The sequence below is a fragment of the Vibrio sp. genome, assembly GCF_038138445.1.
Lineage (GTDB): Bacteria > Pseudomonadota > Gammaproteobacteria > Enterobacterales > Vibrionaceae > Vibrio.
The window spans coordinates 1-26,733 of the sequence record NZ_JAYQDQ010000058.1; the positions used below are offsets into that span (position 1 = coordinate 1).

The following is a 26,733-nucleotide window of genomic DNA, read 5'->3' on the forward strand; positions in this document are numbered from 1 at the left end:
TTTTTAGTCGGTGCCAGCTTTCAGTTAAATGGGGCTCACCGCCAGCTTACATTGTGAATAACAACAATTGTGATATATCAAAGTTTAAGTAAATACAATAAAGGCCACTCACTGTGGCCTCTGGATAGCTTCAATGAACTGGATAGGGTTATTTAACGCGGCCTACGTATTCACCTGAGCGAGTATCTACTTTAATCACTTCACCAATAGAAATAAACAGAGGAACTCGAACTACAGCGCCTGTAGACAAAGTAGCAGGTTTACCACCAGTACCTTGAGTATCACCCTTTAGACCAGGATCGGTATCTGTCACTTCAAGTTCAACAAAGTTTGGTGGAGTAACGACAATCGGGTTGCTGTTCCAAAGAGTTAGCATACAAGTGTCATTCTCAACCAGCCATTTCGCATTATCGCCGACCGCTTTTTTATCTGCGGCTAGCTGTTCGAATGTTTCGTTGTTCATAAAGTGGTAGAATTCACCATCGTTGTACAAGTAATCTAGATCAATATCCATGACATCAGCGACTTCAACAGTGTCGCCAGATTTAAATGTTTTCTCTAGAACTTTACCTGAAAGCAGTTTACGGATTTTAACACGGTTAAATGCTTGACCTTTACCTGGTTTGACATACTCGTTTTCGAGAATGACACAAGGCTCATTATCAAGCATAATTTTAAGACCGCCTTTGAATTCATTTGTGCTAACAGTAGCCATTTTTTCCTCTTACCATTCTTCGAGTTAAATTTAATGTCGCACATCATAACCCGAAAACTTGATTCTGTTGAGCAAAACTGGATCAAACAACTAGCGAATGGGATCTCAGATCCCGAAAAGCTGCTAAAGATTCTTGAGATTGATCCCTCTCCATGGCAGAAAGGTTTTGCCGCTCGAAAGCTCTTTGCGCAGCGGGTACCGCAAAGCTTTGTTGATAGAATGGAAAAAGGAAACCCCTTTGATCCTCTTCTGCGCCAAGTTTTACCCTTAGAGGAAGAATTTGAAATTCACTCAGGTTACTCAAATGATCCGCTTGAAGAGCAAGATAACGCCGTACCTGGGCTATTGCACAAATATCGTAATCGGGTTCTGATGATCCTCAAAGGAGGCTGCGCGATTAACTGCCGTTACTGTTTTCGGCGCCATTTTCCCTATGATGAAAACAAAGGCAGTAAATCAGTTTGGATGCAAAGCCTGGCCTATATTCATGCTCATCCAGAGCTAAACGAGGTGATCCTATCTGGCGGCGATCCTCTGATGGCAAAAGACCAAGAGCTAGATTGGCTGATTGAAAATATTAGCGCTATTTCGCACATAAAACGACTACGTATCCATACTCGTTTACCTGTTGTGATCCCAGAGCGAATAACTCTTGCGCTGAAAGAAATGCTCTCAGCGACACGCTTACAGGTTATTTTGGTCACCCATATTAATCATCCTAATGAAATTAATCAGGACTTAAAATTAGCACTCAATGACCTGCGCAGTGCTGGCGTGACTTTGCTCAATCAAGGCGTGATGCTCAAGGGGGTCAATGATGACATTGAAACCCAAGTGTCATTAAGCGAAACCCTTTTCGATGCGGGCGTACTGCCATACTACATGCATGTACTGGACAAAGTTCAAGGGGCTGCACACTTCTATATCGCCGATGATAAAGCAAGAGCTATCATGTCCGGCGTAATTGAAAGAGTATCTGGCTACTTGGTACCCAAGTTAACCAGAGAAGTTGGCGGAAGAACCAGTAAAATACCTCTTGACCTCCACCTTGAATAGATGATCTTAAGGTGAGTTTTTAACCACTATTTTGATTCGAAACAAAGAAAAGAGTATTGACACCTTGCTGAGTCTGACAAAGGTGTCAATTCACTTTTTTGAGTCAAAAATTTTGATTAGCATTGAAGAAAATTTCAACAACCCATTAGGAATGATTATGTTTTACGTGCACATGATCCTGTTGTTAACCATTATCTTCATTGGTATCCGCCACGGAGGAATTGCCTTTGGTCTACTCGGTGGACTTGGCGTTTCAATACTCGCATTTGTGTTTGGTATTGCTCCTGGTACACCGCCAATTAGTGTAATGTTAATCATACTAGCCGTCGTTGCTGCATCGGCCACGCTTGAGGCGACAGGTGGACTACAGCTACTAGTCAGATTTGCCGAACGCTTACTTAGAAAACACCCCAACCAAATTGTCTTCTTGGGCCCACTCTGCACCTACTCGCTAACGGTTTTGGTTGGAACAGGACATTCCGTTTATCCCCTTCTTCCTGTCATCTATGATGTCGCATATAAAAAGGGCATTCGTCCCGAGCGCCCTATGGCTATGGCTTCCGTTGCGTCACAAATGGGCATTACGGCTAGCCCTATTGCAGCAGCTGCCGCCGTTGTCATGGCTACCGCCGCAGATAATCACCTAGCAATCAGCCTTGGTCATGTCCTTGCAGTCACGATTCCCGCCACTCTTATTGGTGTATTAGCAGGTTGTTCATGGAGTCTAAAACGCGGTAAAGAACTCGACCAAGATCGCGAGTTTATCCAGCGCTGCTGCGATCCTGAGTTTAAAGCGCAACTTATCGATGGCGATCAACAAGACAATCAAAGCGAAATTGGCAAACAAGCGAAAAAAGGGCTGACGATTTTCTTAGCCGGTATTGTGGTGGTTGTCTTTGTGGCCATGTTTGGTCATGACCTTTCCCTGCTGCCTGAAGGCGTGAAAATGTCAGTTGCTATCCAATTTTTAATGCTGTCAATTGGCGGTATCATTTTGCTGGCAACCAAAGTTGAGCCAAAAAAAATTGTCCACTGCAATGTGTTTATCGCTGGCATGACGGCTGTGGTGATAATTTTTGGCATCGCTTGGATGAGTGATACCATCATTAGTTTCCACAAACCTTATCTAATTAGCTTAGTCAGTGAAATAGTCGCAGCGCACCCTTGGACCTTTGCAATTGCCATGTTTGTGGTGTCCATATTTTTAAAAAGTCAGGCCGCGGTGCTGACCATAATGCTGCCTTTAGGGTTTTCGATGGGTATTCCCACCCCTGTCCTCATTGGTGTATTACCCGCATGTTATGCGTACTTCTTCTTCCCTTTTTACCCCAGCGATTTAGCCGCGATTAGCTTTGATCGCTCAGGCACCACTCGAATAGGTAAGTACGTTTTAAACCATAGCTTCCTCTTACCTGGCTTTATCAGTGTGAGCACAGCGACAACAGCGGCCTATATTCTCTCAACCACGATTGTGAATTAGGCGTAATAAAAAAGGCCAGTGACTAACACTGGCCTTTATAAACACTTATCAAAACTTAGAATAACTCTTCAGCAACCTGATAAAGGTCTTCACGAACTGGACGCTTCATATTTTCAATTGCGTCAATGATATCATGATGAACAAGCTGCTCTTTTTGGATACCAACGCAACGTCCACCCTGTCCTTCCATCAATAAGTGCACAGCATAGTTACCCATACGTGACGCTAAAACGCGATCAAAGGCTGTTGGGCGACCACCACGTTGAATGTGACCAAGAACAGTCGCTCTAGTCTCTCGTCCTGTGGCTTGCTCAATCTCTTTAGCTAACTCATTTGCGTCCATCATAAGCTCAGTCAAGGCAATAATTGCGTGCTTCTTACCTTTCTTGATGCCATCTTGAATGTTGTTGATGAGCTTTTCTTTATCTAAGCCCGTTTCTGGTGTAATGATGTATTCGCACCCACCAGCAATAGCAGACATTAGAGTCAGATCACCACAGTGGCGTCCCATGATTTCAACAATCGAAATACGTTGGTGTGATGAAGATGTATCACGCAGACGATCAATAGCATCAATAACAGTATTGAGTGCGGTTAGATAACCGATAGTGTAATCCGTTCCCGCAATATCATTGTCGATTGTGCCAGGTAAGCCAACACATGGGTATCCCATTTCGGTAAGCTTTTTAGCGCCCATGTAAGAGCCATCACCACCAACAACCACTAGAGCTTCTATACCGTGTTTTTGCAGGTTTTCAATGGCTTTCTCTCGAACAGCGACTTCTTTAAACTCAGGGAAACGAGCAGAACCGAGGAAAGTTCCACCTTTATTGATCACATCAGAGACACTAGAACGATCAAGCTTCTCAATTCTGTTCTCATACAGACCAAGATAACCGTCTTGAACACCATAGACCTCTAAACCTTCCGATAGCGCTGTGCGCACCACACCACGAACTGCTGCGTTCATGCCCGGTGCATCACCGCCGCTTGTCAAAACACCGATCTTTTTAATCATGCTCACCCTCAATTTTTTGGGAATCTTATTTCAACTTTTACGTCAGCAATTTTCATTAGTATTACTGACAAGACCCGTTTATTTGCGCAATATGTTACCTTGAAGCCCAAGGAATACTACTTTTATTTGCACTAAAATATGTAAGTTTTCTACTTATGTAAAAGTATTACAGTTTGACTCGAACAAAGATTTGATACATATCAGGATAGCTGCAATTTATCTCCACGCTGAAAAGATAATCAGCATGTTAAATTAGCTGCATCTATTCAAGAAGCAACTGTTACCAATCACGTACTTTTTGCTCTTTCTCAGGCCCCAGTACCACAGAATATGGATCTTGATGGATCAACACATCGGCATGAGGAAAACACTCCAACAACTTGTGTTCAACCATATCTGAGATTCTATGCGCTTCAATCAAGGGGATTTGGTCCTCAAGTTCAAGGTGAAGCTGGATAAATCTCGTAGGGCCAGACATACGAGTTCGCAGTTGATGTACACCTAAAACGCCCTCCACAGAGAGGCACTGGTGCTTTATCTCTTCAAGCTCATCATCCGGTAACTTGCGATCTAACAAAGTTTGAGTCGCTTCTCGCACCATCTGCACTGCGCTATATAAAATGTATAAACCGATTCCAATTGCAAACACAGCGTCTGCCTGAGTAACACCAAACCAACTCAAAGTTAGGGCTAACATGATCGCTGCATTCATGTATAAATCGGATTGATAGTGGAGCGAGTCTGCGGCTATAGCTTGACTGCCTGTTTTGTTAACCACATGTTTCTGGAAAAGAACCAATGCAAACGTCACCACAATTGCAAATAAGCTCACATAAACGCCATATTCTGGAGACTGGAGAGCATGAGGCCTGAAAAAGCGATCGACACCATTGAGGATAAGAAACACTGCAGATCCTGAAATAAACATGGATTGGGCAAGCGCAGCCAGGGATTCTGCCTTACCATGGCCGAAAGTATGCTCTCGGTCCGCGGGTTGAAGTGAATACCTCACCACCACCAAATTAACTAAAGAAGCCGCTATATCAAGCATGGAATCAATCAAAGAAGCCAATAAACTTACCGACCCCGTTACCCACCATGCCGCCAGCTTGACAATAAGTAACAGAGTCGCAACGATTGTTGCCGTCCAAGCAGCCAGGGTCACTAAACGTGCATATTCGTGTTTCATAACGTAAAGGTTCGAAAAAACATTGTCTTAAGTATAACGCGTCATGAGTTGAATAAAAATGAAACAAAAAAGACGGCCAATGGCCGCCGATGTGAGTACTCAATATAAAAATCAGGATCAATTTTTCGTTAAGCGCTCCTGACGTTTTTGAGCACGCATGTCATCACGCTCTTTTGACAGCTCTGCGTATTTGGCTTTTTGCTCTGGCGTCAAAACACTTAACATTTGATGCTGTTTTTCCAGCATGTTCACTTTATGCTCGGTCTGCTGCTCAATCATGGCTCTGGCCAATTCATTGGCAGCGGCTTTATCAAATGATTCTGCCAGTACCAGAGCTTGCATTTTTTCTCTATTGGCTTGTCTTTCGGCCTGATGTTCAGCAAAATCTTCCTGATATTTACCTTTTAAGTCCTTTTTCATTGTTTCACGCAATTGCTTAAGCTGAGTCTGCTGCTCTTGGGTTAAATCCAGCTTACGTATCAAGCTTCGATCAAGTAGCGACGCTTTGTGCTCTTGTTTGCCATGCTCTTTACCGCCGCTGGCAAAAACACTGGCCGAGCTTAGGGTTAATGGCAGCACAATCGTGGCTAAAACTATCTTTGTTACTTTTTTCATATTCAAACCTTTCCGACTAAAGAAGTAAACTCTGCTGTCTGACAGCGCTAAATCTAGCATAGAAAGCACAACGTAAAGTGACGTCTAGATAAAGTAAAAAATCGTAAAGAGGCAAGATTAAACTAAATCTCAACTCAATTAATCAGTACTATTAAGGAAAGGGGATAAATGAGGCTGGTTGCATGACACATATTTTGTTGATTGACGATGACACTGAGCTTACTGGCTTACTAAAAGAGGTCTTAACACTAGAAGGCTATCACGTATCTGAAGCTAATGATGGTGAAGAAGGGCTAGAGGCCATCGACAAAGGTGTGGATTTGGTGCTTTTGGATGTGATGATGCCAAAGCTCAATGGCGTCGATACACTTAAGCGCCTACGCGAACATTGGGAAACGCCAGTGTTAATGCTGACCGCTAAAGGAGATGAGATAGACAGAGTGATAGGTCTTGAACTTGGTGCCGACGACTATCTACCAAAACCGTTTAGTGATCGCGAACTTCTCGCGCGCATACGCGCTATTTTGCGTCGCACCCAATCAAAATCCAGTACCAAAAACATTGACTGCATTGAGTATCAAGATATCAAAGTATTTCCCGGAAAACAGGAAGCCTATTGCCAAGAAATCTACCTTGAGCTCACCACCACCGAATTTGCTCTTCTCAGTCACTTTATTCAGCACCCAGGGGAAACACTCACCAAAGAAACGCTGAGTTTAGATGTACTTGGAAAACGTCTCGCAGCTTTTGATCGTGCTATCGATATGCATGTATCCAACCTACGTAAAAAGCTTCCCGAAAAGCCAAATGGGAAACAGCGCATCAAAACGTTGCGAGGACGTGGTTATCTCTTTGTTGAGGAAGACTGATGCGTTTACCTAGGATCACTAGTCTTTACGGACGTATTTTCGCTATCTTCTGGTTCACCATGTTTTTGGTGCTCGTGGCTGTGCTCTCTCTGCCTCACTTAGATCCTAGGCGTTCAAGAGATATCCCAGCGGCGCATTATGCAAAGCTCATCGAAGCGAAACAAAAAATTGAACAGCGCTTTGCTAATGAGAGAGATCTTAGGCAAATTATTTTTCAACTAGAAAGACCGCGCCGCTCTAATAGAGAGCCTAGACCGCGTTTCGTGCTCACCGATCTTGAAGGCAATATTTTAACCACTCAAAATCGTAAAGATTTTAAGCTCAAAGCAGTACAGAATTTCATTACCAGTATTGAAGATCCGGAACAGCCCAAGCAACGGCTATATGGCCATTATATGGTCGCAGGGCCTCTGCCCATTACACTGGCTCAAAATGATCTCCTACTTTATGTCGGCGTCAAATGGAATCAACCGCCACCCTTTATGCTGAGGCTGTTCGACAAACCCTTCCAATTATTGTTTGCCGTCATGCTCGTCAGCACACCTTTGCTACTTTGGTTAGCATGGGCGCTCAGTCAACCTGCCCGAAAGCTTGAACGCGCGGCAAAACGCGTTGCCAAAGGTGAATTTTGTGTCGAACCCGAACTTGAGAAAGGTACAACTGAGTTTCGGCAAGCGGGCAAAAGCTTCAACCAAATGGTTGAAGCGGTGAATCAAATGGTTTCGGGGCAGCAGAGACTGCTGTCTGATATCTCTCATGAATTACGCTCTCCTCTCACACGTCTTAGAATGGCAAGCGCTTTAGTGTCGCGAAAACAAGGGGATAGCCCTGAGCTTAATCGCATTGATACTGAAGCTCAGCGGCTCGAACAAATGATAGGCGAACTATTGGATCTATCACGCATGCAGCTAGATAGTCATGTGGCGCGAGAGGTTCAACCTCTTAGCAGCTTATGGGAGGCTATTCTCTCAGATGCTCAGTTTGAAGCAGAACAAATGAACAAATCTCTTACTTACACTCACATTCCTGAAAGGCATATCTCGGGTAACCCTAAACTTTTAATGAGTGCTCTCGATAACATAGTGCGAAATGCCATTCACTACAGTCAGGATCTGATACAAGTGGCCTTCAAACTCGACAATGACCGACTGACGATTATTGTCGATGACAATGGAGAAGGCGTTGCTGAACATGAGTTAGAAGCCATATTCCGCCCCTTTTATCGTGTCTCTACTGCTCGAGATCGTCATAGTGGCGGTACAGGGCTTGGTCTTGCGATTACAGAGAGTGCCATTCGCCAGCACAGCGGTAGCATATCGGCAAAGCGTAGTAGTCTTGGTGGGTTGTGTATGGAAATCATTCTGCCGCTCGAGGGGAAATAACCTTACAAAATCACAGGTGATAATAGATCTCATTATCATTTAGTCTATGAGCTCCCAATTAAGGAGAATTGACTATGTCCCACACTTTTCCAGAACTTCCCTACCCTTATGATTCGCTCGAACCATACATAGACGCCAAAACCATGGAAGTGCATTATAGCAAGCATCACAGAACATATTTCGACAAGTTTGTTACCGCGGTAACGGGGACTGAATTGGAGTCAACAAGATTGGATGATATCTTTGCTAATATCTCCCAGCATTCTCCAGCAGTTCGTAATAATGGTGGCGGCTACTACAACCACATCTTATATTGGAATTGCATGGCGCCAAACGGTGGTGGAAAGCCTAGCGGTAAACTGGCCGATGACATCAACTCAACCTTTGATAGCTTTGAAAACTTCCAGCAATTGTTTGCGCAAGCCGCTATCAATACTTTTGGGTCAGGGTTTGCATGGTTGATCGTAAAAGATGGACAACTGAAGATCACATCAACGAGTAATCAAGATAACCCTCTAATGGATGTTGCTGTGGAACAAGGCGAGCCTATTTTAGCACTCGATGTGTGGGAGCATGCCTACTACATCAGTTACCAAAACCGCCGACCAGAGTACATTGATGCATGGTGGAATGTCGTCAATTGGAATGCTGTTAGCGAGAATTACACTCAGGCTCTTGCCGAGAATAAATAGTAAAACTCTCTTTGCGCACTTGGCGGCGATGATAAGCCGCCTTATAATTTCTCGCCTCAGTCACCAAAAGCAAAACCAAGAACATGTTTGACATCGCTCTCTATGAACCAGAAATTGCTCCAAATACTGGTAACATCATCCGCTTATGTGCCAATTGTGGTGCTAACCTTCATCTTATTGAGCCGCTTGGTTTTGATTTGGACGAAAAAAAAGTACGTCGCGCCGGCTTGGACTACCACGACCTTGCACGTGTGACTCGGCATAAAGATTATCAAGCATTCGTTGATTATCTTGAAACAACACGTGACACCTACCGTATTTTTGCCTGCACAACAAAAACAACGGGTCACCATGTTGATGCGCAATTTACCAAAGGCGATGTGCTGTTATTTGGCCCTGAGACTCGGGGCTTACCTGCACAACTCATCGAAAGCATGCCAATGGAACAGAGAATACGCATTCCCATGATGCCAGATGCTCGTAGCTTAAACTTATCCAACGCGGTTGCTATCATAGCCTTTGAAGCATGGCGTCAAATGGACTTTGCAGGCGCCCAATAAACTTCACATCACCAGAATAAAAAACGGACTCATAAGAGTCCGCTTTCAAATTGAGTTTTACCTCATCCTATTATGGACGAGCCACAAAACCGACAGCTTGATAAACCTTACTCAAGGTTTGCGCCGCACGAGCCGAAGCCTTTTCAGCTCCTTGCTTCATCACACTGTCCATATAAGCACGGTCTTCACGAATGCGTCGGTATTCAGCCTGAATAGGCTCAAGCATAGCGACAATGGCTTCACCGACATCTTTCTTGAACGGACCATACATTTCAACGCCTTTATATTGCGCTTCAATTTCTTCAAAGCTCATACCCGTTGCCGCTGAGTAAAGCCCCATTAGGTTAGAGATACCCGCTTTGTTATCCCAGTTATGCACAATACGTGGCGGCGTTTCAGTATCGGTTTGAGCCTTATTTATCTTTTTGAGGATCGATTTAGGCTCTTCTAATAGAGTGATGACATTTTTGCGATTATCGTCTGATTTAGACATTTTCTTGGTGGCATCTTGCAAACTCATAACTCGCGCATTCACTGTGGGAATATAAGGCTCAGGCACAGTGAAAATAGGCGCATCTGGCGCATAAATGTTATTAAAGCGAGTCGCTATATCACGGGCCAACTCTAGGTGCTGCTTCTGATCGTTACCCACAGGTACTTGGTGAGCACCATACAGTAAAATGTCCGCCGCCATCAGAACAGGATAACCAAATAAACCCGCGTTAACATCATTAGCATATCGAGCAGATTTGTCTTTAAACTGAGTCATTCGACTCAGCTCTCCCATCTGGGTGTAACAATTAAGAAGCCAGCCCAATTGCGCATGCTCTGGTACATGAGATTGAACAAATAGCGTGCTCTTTTGTGGATCAACACCAACGGCCAGACAAATCGCCAATGCATCTAGCGTCGCTTCATGCAGTGCTTTAGGGTCCTGGCGAACCGTAATTGCATGAAGGTCAACCACACAGTATTGGCAATCATAATCGTCTTGCATCTGTTGCCACTGACGTAGAGCACCCAAGTAGTTACCGATACTTAGTTCACCTGAGGGTTGAACACCACTCAATACAATGGGCTTGCTCATGAGAATGATTCCTTGACTTCTTAATCTAAAAAATGAAAAAACCGCATAGCTTGTCTACCACGCGGCGTACTCAGTGTACTCATTAACGAGTATTTTGGAAGATCTTTTGTTACAACTGCGGACAAACCTGAGCAACACCGAGCAAATCAGCAATGCAATCAGATACAAAGTCTGGCTTTGAATCCGAGATTGGCTCGCCATGATTGTAACCATAGGTAAGTCCAAATGATAAGCAGCCAGCATTTTTTGCAGCTAAAATATCATTTTTTGAATCTCCAACCATCAACATCTGCTCTGGCTGTAACTCATACTTCTCAAGTAACCAGTTAAGAGCCATGGGATTGGGCTTCTTATCTGGGAAAGTGTCACCACCAATGATCTCAGCAAAAAACATATCAATTTGATGCTTCTTAAGCACCTCAGGAACAAACTTAGACGGCTTATTGGTCACCAAAGCCATTACAAACCCTGCTTGATGAAGCTGCTCGAGGGTTTGGCTAACTTTTGCGTACAAGTGACTCAGTTGATGTCCAGTTTTCTCATAATAATCATCAAATAGCTGACGAGCCTTAGCTTGGAGATCAGGATCTAAATCGGGGTTAACTTCAATACTAGCGCTCAAGGCTCTCGCGATAAGCACATCGGCACCATTACCAACGTAGTCACGCACCTGCTCTTCGGTAACACGAGGAAAATCAAGGGCTTGCACTGTCTGATCGGCTGCTACAGCGAGATCTGGCACACTATCAAGTAAAGTGCCATCAAGATCAAACGCGATCAATTTTATATTACTCATCTAACTATCTTACCTTTGCTAACTCTTCACGCATTTGATCAATCACTTGCTTATAATCTGGTTGATTAAAAATCGCCGAACCTGCAACAAACATGTCCGCGCCTGCTTGAGCAATTTCTTTGATATTTTCGACCTTAACCCCACCATCAATTTCTAACCGAATATCGCGTCCAGACTGATCAATTAGTCGGCGCACCGCTTTTAGTTTATCAAGCGTTTTCGGGATAAATGATTGCCCACCAAAACCAGGATTAACTGACATAAGCAAAATCATATCCAGTTTATCCATAATGTATTCAAGATGAGATAAAGGTGTGGCTGGGTTCAATACAACCCCTGCTTTACAGCCGTGTTCTTTGATGAGCTGTAAGGTGCGATCAACATGCTCAGAAGCTTCGATATGAAAGGTAATCATAGAAGCGCCCGCTTTGGCAAAATCTGGAATAATGCGGTCAACAGGCTTTACCATCAAATGCACATCGATGGGCGCAGTAATACCGTAATCACGCAATGCTTGGCAAATAGGGGCTCCAAAAGTTAGGTTAGGTACGTAATGATTATCCATCACATCAAAGTGAACCACATCTGCCCCTGCAGCGAGGACTTTGTCAACGTCCTCACCAAGACGAGCCATATCAGCAGATAAAATGGATGGAGCAATAAGAAAATCTTTCATACCAGACCTCTGTTTGAATGTAGGTAAACCCAAAAGACCATTTGAGCACATTCTACCCAAGCAAAGACAGATAAGATAGCTTAGATGAGAGAAATATCGCCAGAGTAAGTGGGCCTAGTCATCATGACTGGGATTGAACAAGGCCAGTAGCTCATCGACTTTATTGCGTCCTGCGCCATTGCGGCTAATGGTGCGCTTTACTTTGACGACATTGAGCTCTGCCTCATGATAAAGACGACGAGTTAGGGTTGTATCGTGATTGGAAATTAACACTGGAATATGGCGCTCTTTGGCTGCTTTTTCGGCAACATCAGCTAAAGCAGCTTGGTCATCCAGAGTGAATCCATTTCCAGCATAAGAAGTGAAGTTTGCTGTGGTCGATAGCGGCGCGTAAGGTGGATCACAATAAACTACACTTCCCTTACGGGCACGCCTAAATGTCTCTGGATAGCTTTCACAAACGAAGGTGGCTTTTTTCGATTTACTAGCAAAAAACTCCAATTCCGCTTCGGGAAAATATGGTTTTTTATACGAGCCAAACGGGACATTAAAACCGCCTTTTTTGTTGTAGCGGCACAAACCATTAAAACCGAATCGATTCATGTATAAAAAAGCCAAGGAACGATACATAACATCATCTGTACCATTAAACTCAGCTCGTATCGACAGATACGCATCTTTGCGATTGTTTTCAGCCACGAACCAGCGCTTAGCTTCAGAGATATACTCTTGTGGCCTCTCTTTCAACAAGTTGTAAAGGTTAATCAGATCTGGATTGATATCGGCAAGAAAATAGTGGTCATAGTCAGTGTTAAGAAACACTGACCCTGCTCCAACAAAAGGTTCCACTAGCTTACGACCTTCTGGTAAGTACCGCTGGATATCTTCAACTAAACCGTATTTTCCACCAGCCCATTTGAGAAAGGCGCGCTGCTTCTTCATCTAATGCTCTAAATCAATCAAACAAAAATTAAGGCTGCGAAATGTAACATATTTTCCATCTCGGCTCAGCGTTATTTCACTCGATCGATTTCTCTATGTACCTGACTAAGTGACTTAGCCCAAGGATCTAGCTGCTGTATATCGGCAGGCAAGGACTCCACGGCATCTCTAGCAACTTGAATTGTTGGGTAGTTTTGGTAAGTGATGATGTACCAATCCGCGCCGTTTCGCACTGTTGGATAGATATATACGCTCCCTGCCAGCTTATGTTTATCCAGAAACTCTTGTACTTCTTCTAAAGACTGAACAGCGGCTAGTTGCAGTGTATAGCTGCGCACAGAAAAATTCTTTAGCTCATCCTTAGTAAATGAAAAGGAAACCACAGGTTTAACGGGCTTTTCTGGTTCAGATACGATAGCAACAGGAGCATTTTCTGTTTTGGCTGGCAAAATACGAATACCGGATTTACTCACCACATTTTGATTTTCAGCTGTGCTGGCCTTTTCAGGTTTACCTTCTATCAGAGCATCAACCACATCTGATGTGATCACAACACGCTGTTGCCCATCTTGACCACTACCGACACTAGAGGTTTGCTCTGTCACTTTAGGCGGTAGCGCCTGAGAGTCATCCTCTGCAGAAATTACTACGCTGTCCATGTCACTGCTCTTATCGGTATCAAGATTAGACAATGATGTAGCAACTTCAGTATCAACAGGCGAGGCTGGAAGTACTGTCTTATCCTGAGTGTCCTCAACTTGATGCATCTTATCTTCGGGCGAAGGCTGTACCATAAGCCACCAATATCCTCCTCCAATAAGAAGAAGTAGAGTGATGACTAACAGAGCGATATTCATTGGTGAGCCAATGATTGAACGGATAATAATCCTTTTTTCCACTTTATGGTCCCCTAAAGCCATAATGTCGCCCGGCCGAAGGGCAACAGTCCGATATGCGTTACGTACACGCTTTTCTCTTTCATCTTCGACAAAACGAATCACAAGGTGTTCAAAAAAGCGGTCGGCTTCATCCTGAGTCAATGGATCTATTTCTAAATCTATGGGCTTGTGGTCTTGGCCATAACTCAAACGCGTCAACAGTACGTCAAGCGAATTAGATTGAGCAAACAATACCACATTGATTGTCCAACTGGGTTTGTCCTGCGCTTCAAGAACCAGCATCCATAACTCTGATACAAACGACTCTTTCAACTGCTGAGCATCATCGATAACGATGACAATATCACAGCCATCCTCACCTACTTGGCGAGAAAAGCTGTCAGTTAAAGGATCGGTAGGATCAAACATTGGCTCAGAAAAAAGCTGGGTCAAAACCATGGTCCTGCGCTGCTGATCATCCTGATTAGGATGACACATCAACAAAGATTGGTTTTTGTCCGATGCCCAAGCTTCCAGATATCGTTGGGCTAGCCATGATTTACCTGCACCAGGCGCACCACCAACGGTAACTAAATTAGAGCCAAAATTGGTCAACAATTGCATGCGCTCAAGCAGTTCAACTTGAGTATCTAACTCCAACACACGGGATTCATGCGTCAAACTCATTCAAACCATCCTAATGACAGCCTACTGTCTAAAGCAAACAACTCAAATATCGCGACAAAAATCGATCGCTTGTCGAATAATCGATTCAGGCACACCTTTCACAACTTCGGCGCTACCAATTCCAGTAGGTAACACTAAACGCAGTTCACCAGAAAGAACTTTCTTGTCACGCATCATGTGTTTCATGAAGTCGTCAAAAGTCATGGTATCTGGTGTATGCACAGGCAATTGTGCTTTTTTTAGTATAGAGAGAATTCGCTCCACTTGCTGTGGTGTAATAAGCCCTTGCAGCTCAGCTGTTTTCGCCGCCATCAAGGTACCGGTAGAAACCGCCTCACCATGCAGCCACTGACCGTAACCTAACTCGGCCTCAATCGCATGGCCAAATGTATGGCCAAGATTAAGCAAGGCTCGAATGCCAGACTCTTTTTCGTCCTTGGCAACCACCTCAGCTTTGATTTGGCAACAACGTGAAATCGCATAGGTCAAAGCTTGCTCATCTAACGCATATAAATCGTCAAGGTTATCTTCCAACCAGACAAAAAATGCCTCGTCGTAGATAATTCCGTACTTGATCACTTCAGCAATACCTGCTGCAAACTCTCTCGCTGGTAAGGTCTTCAGGCAATCAGTATCAATAATAACGGATTTAGGCTGATAGAAAGCTCCTATCATATTTTTGCCTAACTTGTGATTGACTGCCGTTTTGCCGCCAACAGAGGAATCGACTTGGGATAACAAAGTGGTCGGGATTTGAATAAAATCAACGCCACGTTGATAACAAGCTGCCGAAAATCCAACAAGATCACCAATAACACCGCCTCCAAGAGCAATCACCACTACATCACGAGCATAATTACCTTCAAGCAAATAGCTCATGACAGTATTGAAGGTATCCAGTGATTTATATTGCTCACCATCAGGCAATTCAAGCACTGATGCCTCACAGCCAATGTGTTCAAGAAGAGTTAGTATTTTATCAGCATATAATGGAGCAACCGTGACATTAGTAATCACAACCACTTTTTGTTTGGCAGATAAAAATGAAAGGTGGGCCGGATCATCAAATAATCCGGCACCAATTGAAATTGGATAGCTACGCTCACCTAAACTGACCGTAATCCTTTCCATGGGTATTCTCCAGTTGCTAATATTTAACGTATTAACGTTCTTCTAGCATTTTTACAATCTGGTTGGCTACCACTTTTGCACTTTGATCGTCAGTTCGCACTGTGTAGTCCGCAATTTCCTCATAAAGGGGATTGCGTTCACCAGCTAGCGACTCAAGCACATCTCGTGGGTTATCCGTCTGTAATAAAGGACGTTTTTTGTCACGATTAGTGCGTGCAAGTTGCTTTTCTATTGTTGTTTCTAGATAAACAACAATTCCGCGCGCAGAAAGACGATTGCGGTTTTCTTTGCTATTGATAGAACCACCGCCTGTCGCCAGAACAATACCTTGCTCTTCAGTCAGATCGTTGATCACCCTTTCTTCACGCACACGAAAGCCGTCTTCGCCTTCAACATCAAATACCCAAGCGATATCTGCACCTGTGCGTTCTTCAATTACGGTATCCGAATCAACAAACTCCATATGAAGCTGTTGAGCGAGATGTCTACCAATTGTACTTTTGCCAGCACCCATAGGTCCAACAAGAAAAATATTGCGTTTTTCAGCCATGTTTAGCAGTAATTTACAACGTTAATTCAATGACATCGCCACAAGAAAGCTAGATAAATCCAGCCCAAGATATGCTTGTGGCACCAATTCCTCACAGATAATTCGTGATAAGACCCGAAATTATCTAGGTAAGGTGACACTATTGCAAATTTATTTTCATCTGATTTTTGATTCATTAAAGGCTAATTGATTTTTATGTTTAAGTTTCATGCAATTAAGACCCTATTAATTTGCTATATTGTCATGCGAAGTAATCAAGGTAGGTGTAACAAAAATAAGCAGTTCACTTTTACCCATTTGCTGATAACTCCGACGAAAAAGCCCTCCTAATAATGGTATGTCGCCCAAAAGTGGCACTTTATCTACAGCATCTGACACACTGTGTTGATAAATACCTCCTAGCACTATCGTCTCGCCATCATTGACCAGAACCTGAGTACCAATACGTTGAGTATCTATGGCGACAGCTTCACCCGTACCTGTTTTCACAACTTGGCCAGGCCTATCCTGCGTAACCTTCAAATCAAGGATTAAGCGATCATCAGCGGTTATCTGAGGCGTCACTTTAAGGCTTAATACTGCTTTTTTAAAATTAACGCTCGTCGCGCCGCTAGATGCTGCTTCCAAATATGGAATTTCCGTACCTTGTTCTATATAGGCAGCTTGCTTGTTGGTAGTAATCAAACGTGGGCTGGAAATCACTTCAGCTCTTGATTCTCTTTGCAGCGCTGATAACTCAAGATCAAGCAAGACTCCACTACTCAATTTAGCGACTTGAAAAGCAATTGTCGAGGCGGTGTTAGATGCAACTGAAAGATCAACATTAAGAAAGTCATCAATACTGGATTCACCCTCTGAATATAAGCTTATGTTTGATAAATTACTTTCTATCGAACCACCAAGAGCATAATTCCCCTTTATCGTATTGAGCCCCCAACGGACACCCAGTTCTTGAACATCACCTTCACTCAGGCTCACGATACGCGCTTCTATTTGTACTTGTTTTACAGCAACATCAAGTGCCGAAATAACCGATTTCATCGCCTCAAGGTGAGCAGTTTGATCACGAATTAATAGTGCATTGGTTCTGGTATCTACAGAGATAGCACCATGCTCTGACAACATAGAGGTTGCTGCATCATTTCCTACTATTGCGGCAATCTCTGTGGCATTGGCAAAGCGCATGGCAATAATCTCAGACTGTAATGATTGATTCTCAGACACTAAAGCATCATCAATGAAGTTTGCATCCGACTTTTTAAACACCAACAAACTATCGCCAATTTGACGTTTATCGAGACCTTTAGCCAACAAAATCATATCGAGAAGCTGCGGCCAATCAACATCATTAAGTCTTAACGTTACCGAGCCAGAGACCGAATCAGACACTAGGATATTAAAATCATTGTAATCGGCTATTTGTTGCAACACGCTCCGCACAGGAATGTCTTCAAAATTAACCGACAGCCTGTTATCACTGGTATTAATTTGTTGACTATTCGTTTGGTAAGAAGTGGTATGCTCGCCAGCATAAACAGATTGTATGACGAAAGACACGCTAACCAACAAGAGCAGACTTTTCCAAATAATGTTTTCCCGCATTTTTCTAATCCTAACGTGAAATTGTTAATCTAATATCCGCTTTCAGTCGACACTGCCCATACTCCATAGCCCATCGCCCGATTGTAACCATATCTGAACTAATATTGGTTATCATGTCTTGGTTAAGGCCAATTTCCTGCCCAATAACTCCTTTTATTAGCGCCCCGTTAGGAAGCTCAATTAAAGCGATATAGTCTGTTCTGCGATGGACAACGCCCGCTAATCTCAAATCGTCCAATGGGAAATTAATTGGAGTATGAGTAGGAGCATTATCTGATTGTTGGCATTGATTACTTATTTGAGTTGTTTCAGGAATAGAAAAGGGATCGCGTCTTAATTCACTCGATATATCAAAATCATATCGAGAAGAGTGGCTAGACTGTTGAGAAAAATCACTTGTGGACTCTGACAAAGCCAGTGATATATGGGCACTTTCTAATGACAAAGGGTCTTGATTAGCTTTGCAGCTAGATAAAAAGCCACACAACAAGATAATCACTTTAGCTTTTTTCATCGCTATCTAAGCTCCCCATATTAAAACTAAGCCTCCCTTGCATATGCAGTTCATCGTCACCTCCCCTGCGTCGGCTCCAATCAAGATTTTCAAACTGAACAAAATAGGGGGCATTAGATAAAAAATGGAAAAAAACGACTAAATTTCGATACCGACCATAAAGCTCAACTTCAAGCTCTGGTATAGGCATATCACCAGCCTTTGCTGTGTCGATTTGAACTATGCTCGATAACTGTAAGGAATTTTGCTCGGCTAGTGTGCTTAAATCTCTAACCACTTGAGGTAAATTGACAGGCTTGGATAGCTGACCCTTCAACTGATTTTCAATTTTTTGCAACGTTTCTAGCTCACGTTCTAGTTTCTCCAAAGGCAATATAGAGGCGCTAGTTGAACTCAGCGTTTGCCTTAATTGGCTTTCTTTAAGTCGCAACGATTCAAGCAAGGTTATTTGTGGCTGCATATAAAACAAAAAAGCAGCCATTAGGAGAAATGCTAGATACCCGCCGAGCAAATAGAATTGAACAGCACCGCTCAACTTAGCAATATAAAATGGGACAAAATAACGAGATTCAGTCATAGGAAGATTCGACCAAGGAAAATTGCAGCGAAAATGATTGATAGCCAGGCTGAAAACCTTGCTGATGGGAACGCAGCTCTGACATCAATACAGAGTGCGTTTGAGAAGAATTACTAAGATTTGTAATAAGCGCATCCATGTCTTTCGCCGTTGCGGCCACACCTTGAACATCAACTCGCGTACCCCTAAAACTGATATGATTGAAATAAACCCCTTCTGGTATCAGTTCAGCTAATGTGTACATCAAAATAAGAGGATAAGAGCGTATCGCATCTAGTCTCACCAAGTGGGTATGATTCGCCCTAACTTTGTCTATTTCCTGACGCAATGCATTTGCTCGCTTGTTTCTTTGCTCAATCCATTGAATGTGTTCATTCAGTTTAGACACCCTATCCTGCTGAATAGCGACTTGTGAAGCAAGATAACTTGTCAGATAGCAACTTATTAAAATACCCATTAGGGTAACCAAACACAGACGAAGGATAAGCCGACGCACTTGAGCGCTATGATGCTTTTCTCTCCAAGGAACAAGATTGATGTTATATGCCATCAAGACTCTCCAACCATTGATTCCCACTAAGGCTCGCCCCCAAAGCCCGAGAAAACTCACCGACTAGTAGGGTTTGTTTGTTGAGATCAGAGTCCACCAATTTCAACAAAGGTAGAAGAATGCAGATGCTCTCCCACTCTGGAATTGACTCAATGACTTGCTCAGGACTCAAGAAAGATTCACCTGTAAGCCATACGCCTTCAGGCTTTATCTTAAGTAACTGTATATGTGAATATAAGCTTTTTAGGCTTTGGCTAAGCGCTACTTTTGTGGCGCCAACCTCAACTTCGTGATAGACACAACCGTGCAGCTCAGATTCAAAGTAAAGTGCCAGTTGGCAACTATTTAGCTCAATAAGCAACCAATCATATTTTTGATAATAAGCAGTAGCACGTCGCCAAATTTGCACCAAGTTGAATGAATAGGGATTAATAAGCAAAGGCGTCAGTTTTGCTTGAGAACAAGCAGACATTAGACCATCAATATCATGTTTACGAGCGGCGTAAACTTGATAAGTACTGTTAGGAGTTTTGCTATGGCTAGGTAAAATGACAAAATCAAAGTAGAGTTGGTCAGGTTGTATAACTGAATGTTTAGAGAAGGCCTGCTTGATAGCAAATTGGGACTCATCCTGATTTAATCGGCTATCTAACTGTAATTGCTTAGTTATTACCATATTGTCTGGGATGCTCAGACAAACTTTACGACTAAATAGTGGTAAAGCCTTTCTTAGTTCTTTGAGTTTCTTTACAATTTCCTGATAATTTAACCTGTGATTATCAGTAAGAATGTCCGCCTCAACTGACACTTGATAACAACCAACAAGTTTGCAAGTGTTTTTTCTGGGCTTTAAAACCACAGCTTTAATATGCTTGTGGCCGATGTCAACGCCTGTGATGAATGATTGACTCATGCAGCTCAGCTCCGTCAGGTTAGCGTCACCCACGAATTTAAATCATTGATTTTGTGGGAACATAAATACATATGAGCTACGTTTTTAGCTTAAACTGTAAGAGTTTGCATAACGTCAGCGTAATTAATCAGGGATTCTCCGGTGAAGTTCATAAAGCGATTGTTTATTTTCGTATTGGTTTGCACACTGCTTGGGATTGGAACCATTTTTGGTTTCTATCTTTATGTCAAACCTGAGTTGCCCGATGTTGCAACATTAAGAGACGTCAAACTGCAAACTCCTATGCAGATATTTAGTCAAGACGGAAAACTCATCTCTCAGTTTGGGGAAAAGCGACGCATACCTGTCACCTATGATGAAATTCCACCTCACCTAGTTGAAGCACTGATAGCAACTGAAGACAGTCGATTCTACGAGCACCCAGGAATTGACCCAATTGGTATTACTCGCGCAGCTCTTGTTGTCGCCGTTTCCGGCTCGGCAAAGCAAGGGGCAAGTACCATTACTCAGCAGCTCGCACGTAATTTCTTCCTCTCAAACGAGAAGAAGATCATGCGCAAGATTAAAGAGATTTTTATTGCCATTCACATTGAGCAATTGCTGAGCAAGCAAGAGATTATGGAGTTGTATGTTAATAAAATCTTCTTGGGATACCGTTCTTATGGGTTTGGCGCGGCAGCACAAACTTACTTTGGCAAAGATCTTAAAGATCTCACCCTAAGTGAAGTTGCAACTCTCGCGGGGATGCCTAAAGCTCCTTCGACCATGAACCCTATCTACTCCATTGAGCGTGCAACCAATCGTCGAAATGTCGTTCTCCAGCGCATGTTGAATGAAGAATACATTACTCAAGCAGAATACGATCAAGCACGAAATGAGGTCATTATTTCACGCTATCACGGCGCAGAAATAGAGCTTAACGCGCCTTATGTTGCCGAACTCGCACGAGCTTGGATGGTGTCTCGATATGGAGAAGACGCATACACCTCAGGCATGAATGTCTATACCACGGTAGATTCTAAGCTTCAGTCAGCTGCGAATCAGGCCAGTATCAACAACTTAATTGCCTACGATGAAAGACATGGCTATCGAGGCGCAGAAAAAGTTCTTTGGCAAGAAGGCAAAGCGCCACTGAACAGCCAAGAAATGGACGAAATACTATCCAAAGTACCCACATATGGCGAGCTTACTCCTGCTGTGGTGACGAGCGTCACGGCTCAGCAGGCTAAAGTTTGGGTAAAAAATCAAGGCGCTCAAACCCTAGATTGGGATGGTATCAAATGGGCTCGTAAATTTTTGACTGATGAGCGGCAAGGGCCTGCGCCCAGTTCAGCCACTGAAGTGCTTACTGCAGGAGAACAAATTTGGGTACGCCCAATAGAGACACTTGCTGACGATCAAGCGCAAAGTACAATTTGGCACCTGAGCCAAGTACCCAATGCGAATACTGCATTTGTCGCAATGAACCCTGAAAATGGCGCTGTTCTTTCTCTTATTGGTGGCTTCAACTTTGTCCACAATAAGTTTAATCGTGCCACTCAATCAGTAAGACAAGTTGGCTCAAGCATTAAACCTTTTATTTACTCCGCAGCCATAGATAAAGGCTTAACTCTCGCAACCTTAGTTAACGATGCGCCTATCAATCAATGGGATAAAAGCCAAGGTACTGCTTGGCGTCCGAAAAACTCTCCGCCAACTTACATAGGGCCGACCCGCTTACGAATTGGCCTTGCTCAATCAAAAAATGTCATGGCTGTTCGAGTGCTACGCGAAGTGGGACTCGATGAAACACGCCAGTATTTGACTCGCTTTGGCTTCGATATTGATCAGCTACCTCGTTCTGAAACCATAGCACTCGGCGCAGGCAGCTTAACGCCGATGAAAATGGCACAAGGATACTCAGTATTTGCCAATGGAGGCTACTATGTAGAGCCTTATTACATCAGTAAAGTTGAAGGTCCTTTTGGTGATTTGGAGTTTGAGGCGAAGCCCAAAATCATCTGTCGTGACTCCTGCCTTGCTCAAGACTCAGATGAACCAAATAACGAGTTTTTAGAGCAAGATATTGATCCTATTGATGTTGAGCAGAGCATCCAATATGCCCCCCAAGTCATTTCAGAGCAAACCGCATTTTTGGTACGCGAAATGATGTATAGCAATATTTGGGGAGGAGGCAACTGGAGCGAAGGTACGGGCTGGAACGGTACTGGATGGAGAGCGCAAGCGCTTAAACGCCGTGATATTGGTGGAAAAACCGGCACAACCAACGATTCCAAAGACACTTGGTATAATGGCTATGGCCCCGGAATGGTGGCAATTTCTTGGGTAGGCTTTGACGATCATACTCGTAAGCTAGGCCGAACTGTACCCAATAGTAACCTTGGTAAAGAGCAAAATTCTGGCGTAGAAGCGGGGGCCAGAACAGCCCAACCGGCATGGGTAGATTTTATGAAAACCGCTTTGGCTGGCGTTCCGTTACAGGAAAAAGAAATTCCCGCAAATATTGTTAGGGTACGAATCGATCGTAACTCTGGCCTGTTGACCAATAAGTTTGATTCAAGTTCTATGTTTGAATACTTCCTTGAAGGTACAGAGCCAAAAGACTTTGTCAGCGACGAGGTGACAGACAGTATTTATACCTCCGCAGAAAACGAAGAACTATTCTAAGTGATATCTCCCGATATAGAAGTATCGGGAGTATTCCTACAAGGGGCGTAGAATAGGTTTGTACCTTTTCACACCTAGGCTATTTTTTCTCTAACTGCTGCTTTATAGCATCAGCTAATTGCTCAAAACGAGCTCGTAGAGGAGAGCCAGGGCGATAAGCGACAACAATGCTTCGAGAAGGTACTGGGTTTGTCGCTTTCACATAACACACCCCATCTTTATACTTTTCTTTGGGTAAAGATAATTCAGGTAACAAGGTAATCCCTGCACCTGCTGCAACCATATTGCGCAATGTTTCAAGACTGGTCGCTTTAAAACGCTCATCGTCTTTTGCGCCAGCAGCAAAACAAAAGCCTAGTGCTTGATCTCTAAGACAATGCCCATCACCTAAGGCTAATACCGTTTTACCATTCAACTCCAACATATCGACTTTATCTAGCTTTGCCCACGGATGATCACAAGGAACAGCAATGCTCAGCGGCTCTTCATAAACTTCAATTTCTTTAAAAGGCTCAGTTTCGGCTACAGAGGCCAAGACTAAGCAATCTAGCTTACCATCTTCTAACTGCCTAACCAGTTGATTGGTCTGAGCTTCATGCAAAAACAGTTCAAGCTCTGGAAATTGCTCTTTTAGTACAGGAACAATTTTAGGCAGTAGGTAAGGGCCAACGGTTGGGATAAAACCAATATGCATAGGGCCTGTCATGGCTTTTCCTTGGCCACTCGCCATGTCACGAAAGGTTTTTACCTCAGATAAAATTCGCTTGGCTTGTCCGACTAACTGAAGACCTGCATCAGTAAATAAAACACGCCGACTGCTTCGTTCTAGCAAAGCTGTGCCTATCTCATCCTCTAATTTACGAATTTGACCACTCAAGGTCGGTTGGCTGACAAAGCACGCTTCTGCCGCTTTACGAAAGTGATTATGTTCTGCTAGAGCCACCAAATACTCGAAATCACGGATATTCATTTTTTCAATTACCCATAAAAATAGAAAAAACCTATCGATACCATAGCATCTAACGATTGGAGCTATCAAAGTAAATTTCAAATAATAGCCTTATCGACATCACGCACATGAGCTGCTGATACAATTTTTAATCTTTTCAAAGGAATCGGTAATGTTTACATCTAAAGAAGGCCACGAAGTACCACAAGTTACATTCCCAACTCGTCAAGGCGATGCATGGGTAAACGTCACCAGTGACGATATTTTTAAAGATAAGACTGTGATTGTATTCAGTCTACCTGGAGCCTTCACTCCAACTTGCTCTTCAAGCCATCTGCCACGCTACAACGAATTATTCCCTGTGTTCAAGGAACATGGCGTAGATGAAATCTTGTGTGTTTCTGTCAATGACACCTTTGTTATGAACGCTTGGAAAGCCGATCAAGAAGCGGCCAACATCACCTTCCTACCTGATGGTAACGGTGAGTTCACTGATGGCATGGGAATGCTTGTTGATAAGAATGATCTCGGTTTTGGCAAACGCTCATGGCGTTATAGCATGCTAGTCAAAAATGGCGTGGTTGAAAAAATGTTCATTGAACCGAATGAGCCTGGCGACCCATTCAAAGTCTCTGATGCAGATACTATGCTTGGCTATATTGCCCCTGATCACAAGACTCAGGAATCCATTACTGTCTTCAGTAAACCCGGCTGCCCATTCTGTGCCAAGGCAAAACAGAGTTTGATCGACCATAATCTTCAATACGAAGAAGTTATCTTAGGCAAAGATGCTACTACGGTCAGCTTGCGCGCTATTTCAGGCCGCGCAACCGTACCACAAGTTTTCATTGGTGGAAAACATATCGGTGGCAGTGAAGAGCTTGAATCTTACTTAGGTTAATAATCTATTGGGGTTATGCCTCACTACTGTTGCGCTCTGAGATCCAGTGCAAAGCGCGGTACTCAATATCATCACCGAAGCAATAAATTGCTTCGGTGATTTATCTGACAGGAATAGAAAATGAAACAGCTTAATGTTGATGTTGCAGTGATTGGCGGTGGAACGGCTGGGTTAGGTGCCTATCGTGCTGCTAAAGCGCATACCTCAAGCGTGGTTATGATTGAAGGCGGTCCATATGGTACCACTTGTGCTAGAGTCGGTTGTATGCCATCGAAACTGCTGATAGCAGCAGCGGAAAGTGTGCACCAAATTGAAAAAGCACCGAAGTTTGGGGTTCATCCACAAGGCGATATAACCATCAATGGCCGTGAAGTAATGGATCGGGTCAAAAGAGAACGCGATCGTTTCGTTGGCTTTGTCCTTGAAGGGGTCGATGAAATACCCGCTCAAGACAAAATTGTTGGTTATGCTCAGTTTATTGATAACAACACACTGAATATCGATGGACACACTCAAGTAACCGCCAAGCGCATCGTAATTGCTACGGGCTCTCGACCTGCTTATCCAAATGTTTGGAATGAACTGGGAGATCGCCTAATCATTAACGATGATGTTTTTGACTGGGATGACTTACCAAAATCAGTGGCTGTATTTGGTCCTGGTGTTATTGGATTGGAGCTTGGCCAAGCTTTACACCGTCTCGGTGTTGAGATTAAGTTGTTTGGTCTTGGTGGCCAAGTTGGTCCACTAACTGACCCAGAAGTGATGAGCTATGCTGATAAAGCATTTAAACAAGAGTTTTATTTGGATGCCAACGTCAAAGTGGAGCAAATGAAGCGTATTTCAGCTTCTGATGGTTCGAACCAAGATAAAGTTGAAATCCAATTTATCAATCATGATGGCGAACTCGAGACCTTTATCGTTGATTACGTTCTTGCCGCAACAGGTCGTCGGCCTAATGTGGATAAGCTTGGACTAGAAAATACATCCGTTGAACTTGATGAACGTGGAGTGCCTACGGCTGATCACTACACGCTACAAACCTCGGCAGACAATATATTTATTGCAGGTGATGCAAGCAACCAAATCCCTTTGTTACATGAAGCCGCCGACCAAGGACGCATAGCAGGAGATAACGCTGGACGCTATCCAGACATACGCGCAGGACTTCGCCGTTCATCCATTTCAGCTGTGTTCTCCGATCCACAAATTGCTATGGTAGGAGAAAGTTTCAAACAGCTTGAAACTCGGCTTGGAAACTGTGGCTGCTTTGCAACGGGTGAAGTATCTTTTGAAAACCAAGGCCGCTCGAGAGTCATGCTTCGCAATAAAGGCATATTACATGTTTATGGTGAGCAAGGGACGGGACGCTTCCTTGGAGCAGAAATGATTGGACCAAACGCCGAACATTTAGCCCACCTACTCGCATGGGCGCACCAAAACAAAATGACGATATCCGAAATGCTAGATATGCCCTTTTACCACCCCGTGATAGAAGAAGGTGTTAGAACTGCGCTACGCGATCTCAATGCGAAACTGCACCTAGGGCCAGAAATGATTAAGCACTGCCTTGACTGTGGACCTGGTTGTTAAAACTCATATAGTAAGTACTTTTTAGCGAGCCAAATGGCTCGCTTTATTTTTATCTTATACAGGCAAGAATTTACTCAAGAGTTCGTTTCAACGTATGCGCCCCATGAACCCACGGGGCGGTGTTGTTAATGTTTGAAGTTCCAA

At 43.5% G+C, this 26,733-nt stretch carries 26 protein-coding genes; 9 read left to right on the forward strand and 17 right to left on the reverse strand.

Going from position 1 to position 26,733, the window contains the following annotated elements; translation table 11 throughout:
• Window positions 1-148: 148 nt before the first annotated feature.
• The gene (efp, locus tag AAFM34_RS14395; protein WP_114788056.1) at window positions 149-715 is read right to left on the reverse strand and encodes an elongation factor P; all 567 of its coding nucleotides are present in this window, start codon (window positions 713-715) and stop codon (window positions 149-151) included.
• Between the two features lie 33 nt (window positions 716-748).
• Here efp and epmB point away from each other — a divergent pair, with 33 nt between their 5' ends.
• Window positions 749-1,771 (forward strand): EF-P beta-lysylation protein EpmB, encoded by a 1,023-nt coding sequence (gene epmB / locus AAFM34_RS14400; RefSeq protein WP_341663992.1) that lies wholly within the window; start codon window positions 749-751, stop codon window positions 1,769-1,771.
• A 157-nt stretch (window positions 1,772-1,928) separates the two neighbouring features.
• Complete coding sequence (locus AAFM34_RS14405; protein WP_341663994.1) at window positions 1,929-3,251, forward strand: anaerobic C4-dicarboxylate transporter; 1,323 nt, start codon at window positions 1,929-1,931, stop codon at window positions 3,249-3,251.
• Between the two features lie 55 nt (window positions 3,252-3,306).
• On the opposite strand, the gene pfkA is transcribed toward AAFM34_RS14405, so the two are convergent.
• From pfkA to AAFM34_RS14420, 3 genes are all read right to left on the reverse strand, one after another.
• Window positions 3,307-4,269 carry a 6-phosphofructokinase gene (gene pfkA / locus AAFM34_RS14410; protein ID WP_152429388.1) on the reverse strand — a complete coding sequence of 321 codons (963 nt, stop codon included), beginning with the start codon at window positions 4,267-4,269 and terminating at the stop codon, window positions 3,307-3,309.
• 280 nt (window positions 4,270-4,549) lie between these two features.
• Complete coding sequence (fieF, locus tag AAFM34_RS14415; protein WP_341663996.1) at window positions 4,550-5,458, reverse strand: CDF family cation-efflux transporter FieF; 909 nt, start codon at window positions 5,456-5,458, stop codon at window positions 4,550-4,552.
• A gap of 117 nt (window positions 5,459-5,575) precedes the next feature.
• Window positions 5,576-6,073 carry a CpxP family protein gene (locus AAFM34_RS14420; protein ID WP_341663998.1) on the reverse strand — a complete coding sequence of 166 codons (498 nt, stop codon included), beginning with the start codon at window positions 6,071-6,073 and terminating at the stop codon, window positions 5,576-5,578.
• Window positions 6,074-6,255: 182 nt separating this feature from the next.
• Here AAFM34_RS14420 and AAFM34_RS14425 point away from each other — a divergent pair, with 182 nt between their 5' ends.
• From AAFM34_RS14425 to trmL, 4 genes are all read left to right on the forward strand, one after another.
• Window positions 6,256-6,942, forward strand: a complete 687-nt coding sequence (locus AAFM34_RS14425; RefSeq protein ID WP_341664000.1) for a response regulator — start codon at window positions 6,256-6,258, stop codon at window positions 6,940-6,942.
• The gene (gene cpxA, locus AAFM34_RS14430; RefSeq protein WP_341664003.1) at window positions 6,942-8,324 is read left to right on the forward strand and encodes an envelope stress sensor histidine kinase CpxA; all 1,383 of its coding nucleotides are present in this window, start codon (window positions 6,942-6,944) and stop codon (window positions 8,322-8,324) included. Before AAFM34_RS14425 ends, cpxA begins: the two co-directional genes overlap by 1 nt.
• A gap of 74 nt (window positions 8,325-8,398) precedes the next feature.
• A complete protein-coding gene (locus tag AAFM34_RS14435) occupies window positions 8,399-9,016 on the forward strand; it encodes a superoxide dismutase (protein WP_341664005.1) in 618 nt (205 codons plus the stop codon).
• 83 nt (window positions 9,017-9,099) lie between these two features.
• Window positions 9,100-9,576: a tRNA (uridine(34)/cytosine(34)/5-carboxymethylaminomethyluridine(34)-2'-O)-methyltransferase TrmL gene (trmL, locus tag AAFM34_RS14440; RefSeq protein WP_114786008.1), complete on the forward strand. Its 477-nt coding sequence runs from the start codon at window positions 9,100-9,102 to the stop codon at window positions 9,574-9,576.
• 70 nt (window positions 9,577-9,646) lie between these two features.
• On the opposite strand, the gene trpS is transcribed toward trmL, so the two are convergent.
• The 12 genes from trpS to pilM form a co-directional block, all read right to left on the reverse strand.
• Complete coding sequence (gene trpS / locus AAFM34_RS14445) at window positions 9,647-10,663, reverse strand: tryptophan--tRNA ligase (protein WP_341664008.1); 1,017 nt, start codon at window positions 10,661-10,663, stop codon at window positions 9,647-9,649.
• 109 nt (window positions 10,664-10,772) lie between these two features.
• Window positions 10,773-11,459: a phosphoglycolate phosphatase gene (locus AAFM34_RS14450; RefSeq protein WP_341664010.1), complete on the reverse strand. Its 687-nt coding sequence runs from the start codon at window positions 11,457-11,459 to the stop codon at window positions 10,773-10,775.
• Window positions 11,460-11,463: 4 nt separating this feature from the next.
• Window positions 11,464-12,135 (reverse strand): ribulose-phosphate 3-epimerase, encoded by a 672-nt coding sequence (rpe, locus tag AAFM34_RS14455; RefSeq protein ID WP_152429380.1) that lies wholly within the window; start codon window positions 12,133-12,135, stop codon window positions 11,464-11,466.
• 114 nt (window positions 12,136-12,249) lie between these two features.
• Window positions 12,250-13,077 (reverse strand): Dam family site-specific DNA-(adenine-N6)-methyltransferase, encoded by an 828-nt coding sequence (locus AAFM34_RS14460; RefSeq protein ID WP_341664013.1) that lies wholly within the window; start codon window positions 13,075-13,077, stop codon window positions 12,250-12,252.
• A gap of 71 nt (window positions 13,078-13,148) precedes the next feature.
• Complete coding sequence (locus AAFM34_RS14465; protein ID WP_341664015.1) at window positions 13,149-14,642, reverse strand: AAA family ATPase; 1,494 nt, start codon at window positions 14,640-14,642, stop codon at window positions 13,149-13,151.
• A 42-nt stretch (window positions 14,643-14,684) separates the two neighbouring features.
• Window positions 14,685-15,773 (reverse strand): 3-dehydroquinate synthase, encoded by a 1,089-nt coding sequence (gene aroB / locus AAFM34_RS14470; RefSeq protein WP_341664017.1) that lies wholly within the window; start codon window positions 15,771-15,773, stop codon window positions 14,685-14,687.
• Window positions 15,774-15,804: 31 nt separating this feature from the next.
• A complete protein-coding gene (gene aroK, locus AAFM34_RS14475; RefSeq protein ID WP_152429376.1) occupies window positions 15,805-16,323 on the reverse strand; it encodes a shikimate kinase AroK in 519 nt (172 codons plus the stop codon).
• 225 nt (window positions 16,324-16,548) lie between these two features.
• On the reverse strand, window positions 16,549-17,925 hold the full coding sequence (locus tag AAFM34_RS14480) for a type IV pilus secretin PilQ (protein WP_341664019.1): 1,377 nt from the start codon (window positions 17,923-17,925) through the stop codon (window positions 16,549-16,551).
• Window positions 17,926-17,935: 10 nt separating this feature from the next.
• A complete protein-coding gene (locus AAFM34_RS14485) occupies window positions 17,936-18,439 on the reverse strand; it encodes a pilus assembly protein PilP (RefSeq protein ID WP_341664021.1) in 504 nt (167 codons plus the stop codon).
• Window positions 18,426-19,016 carry a type 4a pilus biogenesis protein PilO gene (locus tag AAFM34_RS14490; RefSeq protein ID WP_341664022.1) on the reverse strand — a complete coding sequence of 197 codons (591 nt, stop codon included), beginning with the start codon at window positions 19,014-19,016 and terminating at the stop codon, window positions 18,426-18,428. Before AAFM34_RS14490 ends, AAFM34_RS14485 begins: the two co-directional genes overlap by 14 nt.
• Window positions 19,009-19,566, reverse strand: a complete 558-nt coding sequence (locus AAFM34_RS14495; RefSeq protein WP_341664024.1) for a PilN domain-containing protein — start codon at window positions 19,564-19,566, stop codon at window positions 19,009-19,011. Before AAFM34_RS14495 ends, AAFM34_RS14490 begins: the two co-directional genes overlap by 8 nt.
• Entirely contained in the window at window positions 19,556-20,479 is a 924-nt protein-coding gene (gene pilM, locus AAFM34_RS14500; RefSeq protein WP_341664026.1) for a pilus assembly protein PilM, read from the reverse strand. The genes AAFM34_RS14495 and pilM overlap by 11 nt, the downstream gene beginning before the upstream one ends.
• A 141-nt stretch (window positions 20,480-20,620) precedes the next feature.
• On the opposite strand from pilM, the gene AAFM34_RS14505 reads away from it, so the two are divergent.
• Entirely contained in the window at window positions 20,621-23,146 is a 2,526-nt protein-coding gene (locus tag AAFM34_RS14505) for a PBP1A family penicillin-binding protein (RefSeq protein WP_341664028.1), read from the forward strand.
• Between the two features lie 79 nt (window positions 23,147-23,225).
• On the opposite strand, the gene oxyR is transcribed toward AAFM34_RS14505, so the two are convergent.
• On the reverse strand, window positions 23,226-24,116 hold the full coding sequence (gene oxyR, locus AAFM34_RS14510; RefSeq protein ID WP_341664030.1) for a DNA-binding transcriptional regulator OxyR: 891 nt from the start codon (window positions 24,114-24,116) through the stop codon (window positions 23,226-23,228).
• Between the two features lie 151 nt (window positions 24,117-24,267).
• On the opposite strand from oxyR, the gene AAFM34_RS14515 reads away from it, so the two are divergent.
• Together AAFM34_RS14515 and AAFM34_RS14520 are read left to right on the forward strand one after the other, a co-directional pair.
• Window positions 24,268-24,996, forward strand: a complete 729-nt coding sequence (locus AAFM34_RS14515) for a glutathione peroxidase (protein ID WP_341664032.1) — start codon at window positions 24,268-24,270, stop codon at window positions 24,994-24,996.
• 120 nt (window positions 24,997-25,116) lie between these two features.
• Window positions 25,117-26,589, forward strand: coding sequence for a dihydrolipoyl dehydrogenase (locus AAFM34_RS14520; protein ID WP_341664034.1), 1,473 nt, complete (start codon window positions 25,117-25,119; stop codon window positions 26,587-26,589).
• The last annotated feature ends 144 nt before the right edge of the window (window positions 26,590-26,733 follow it).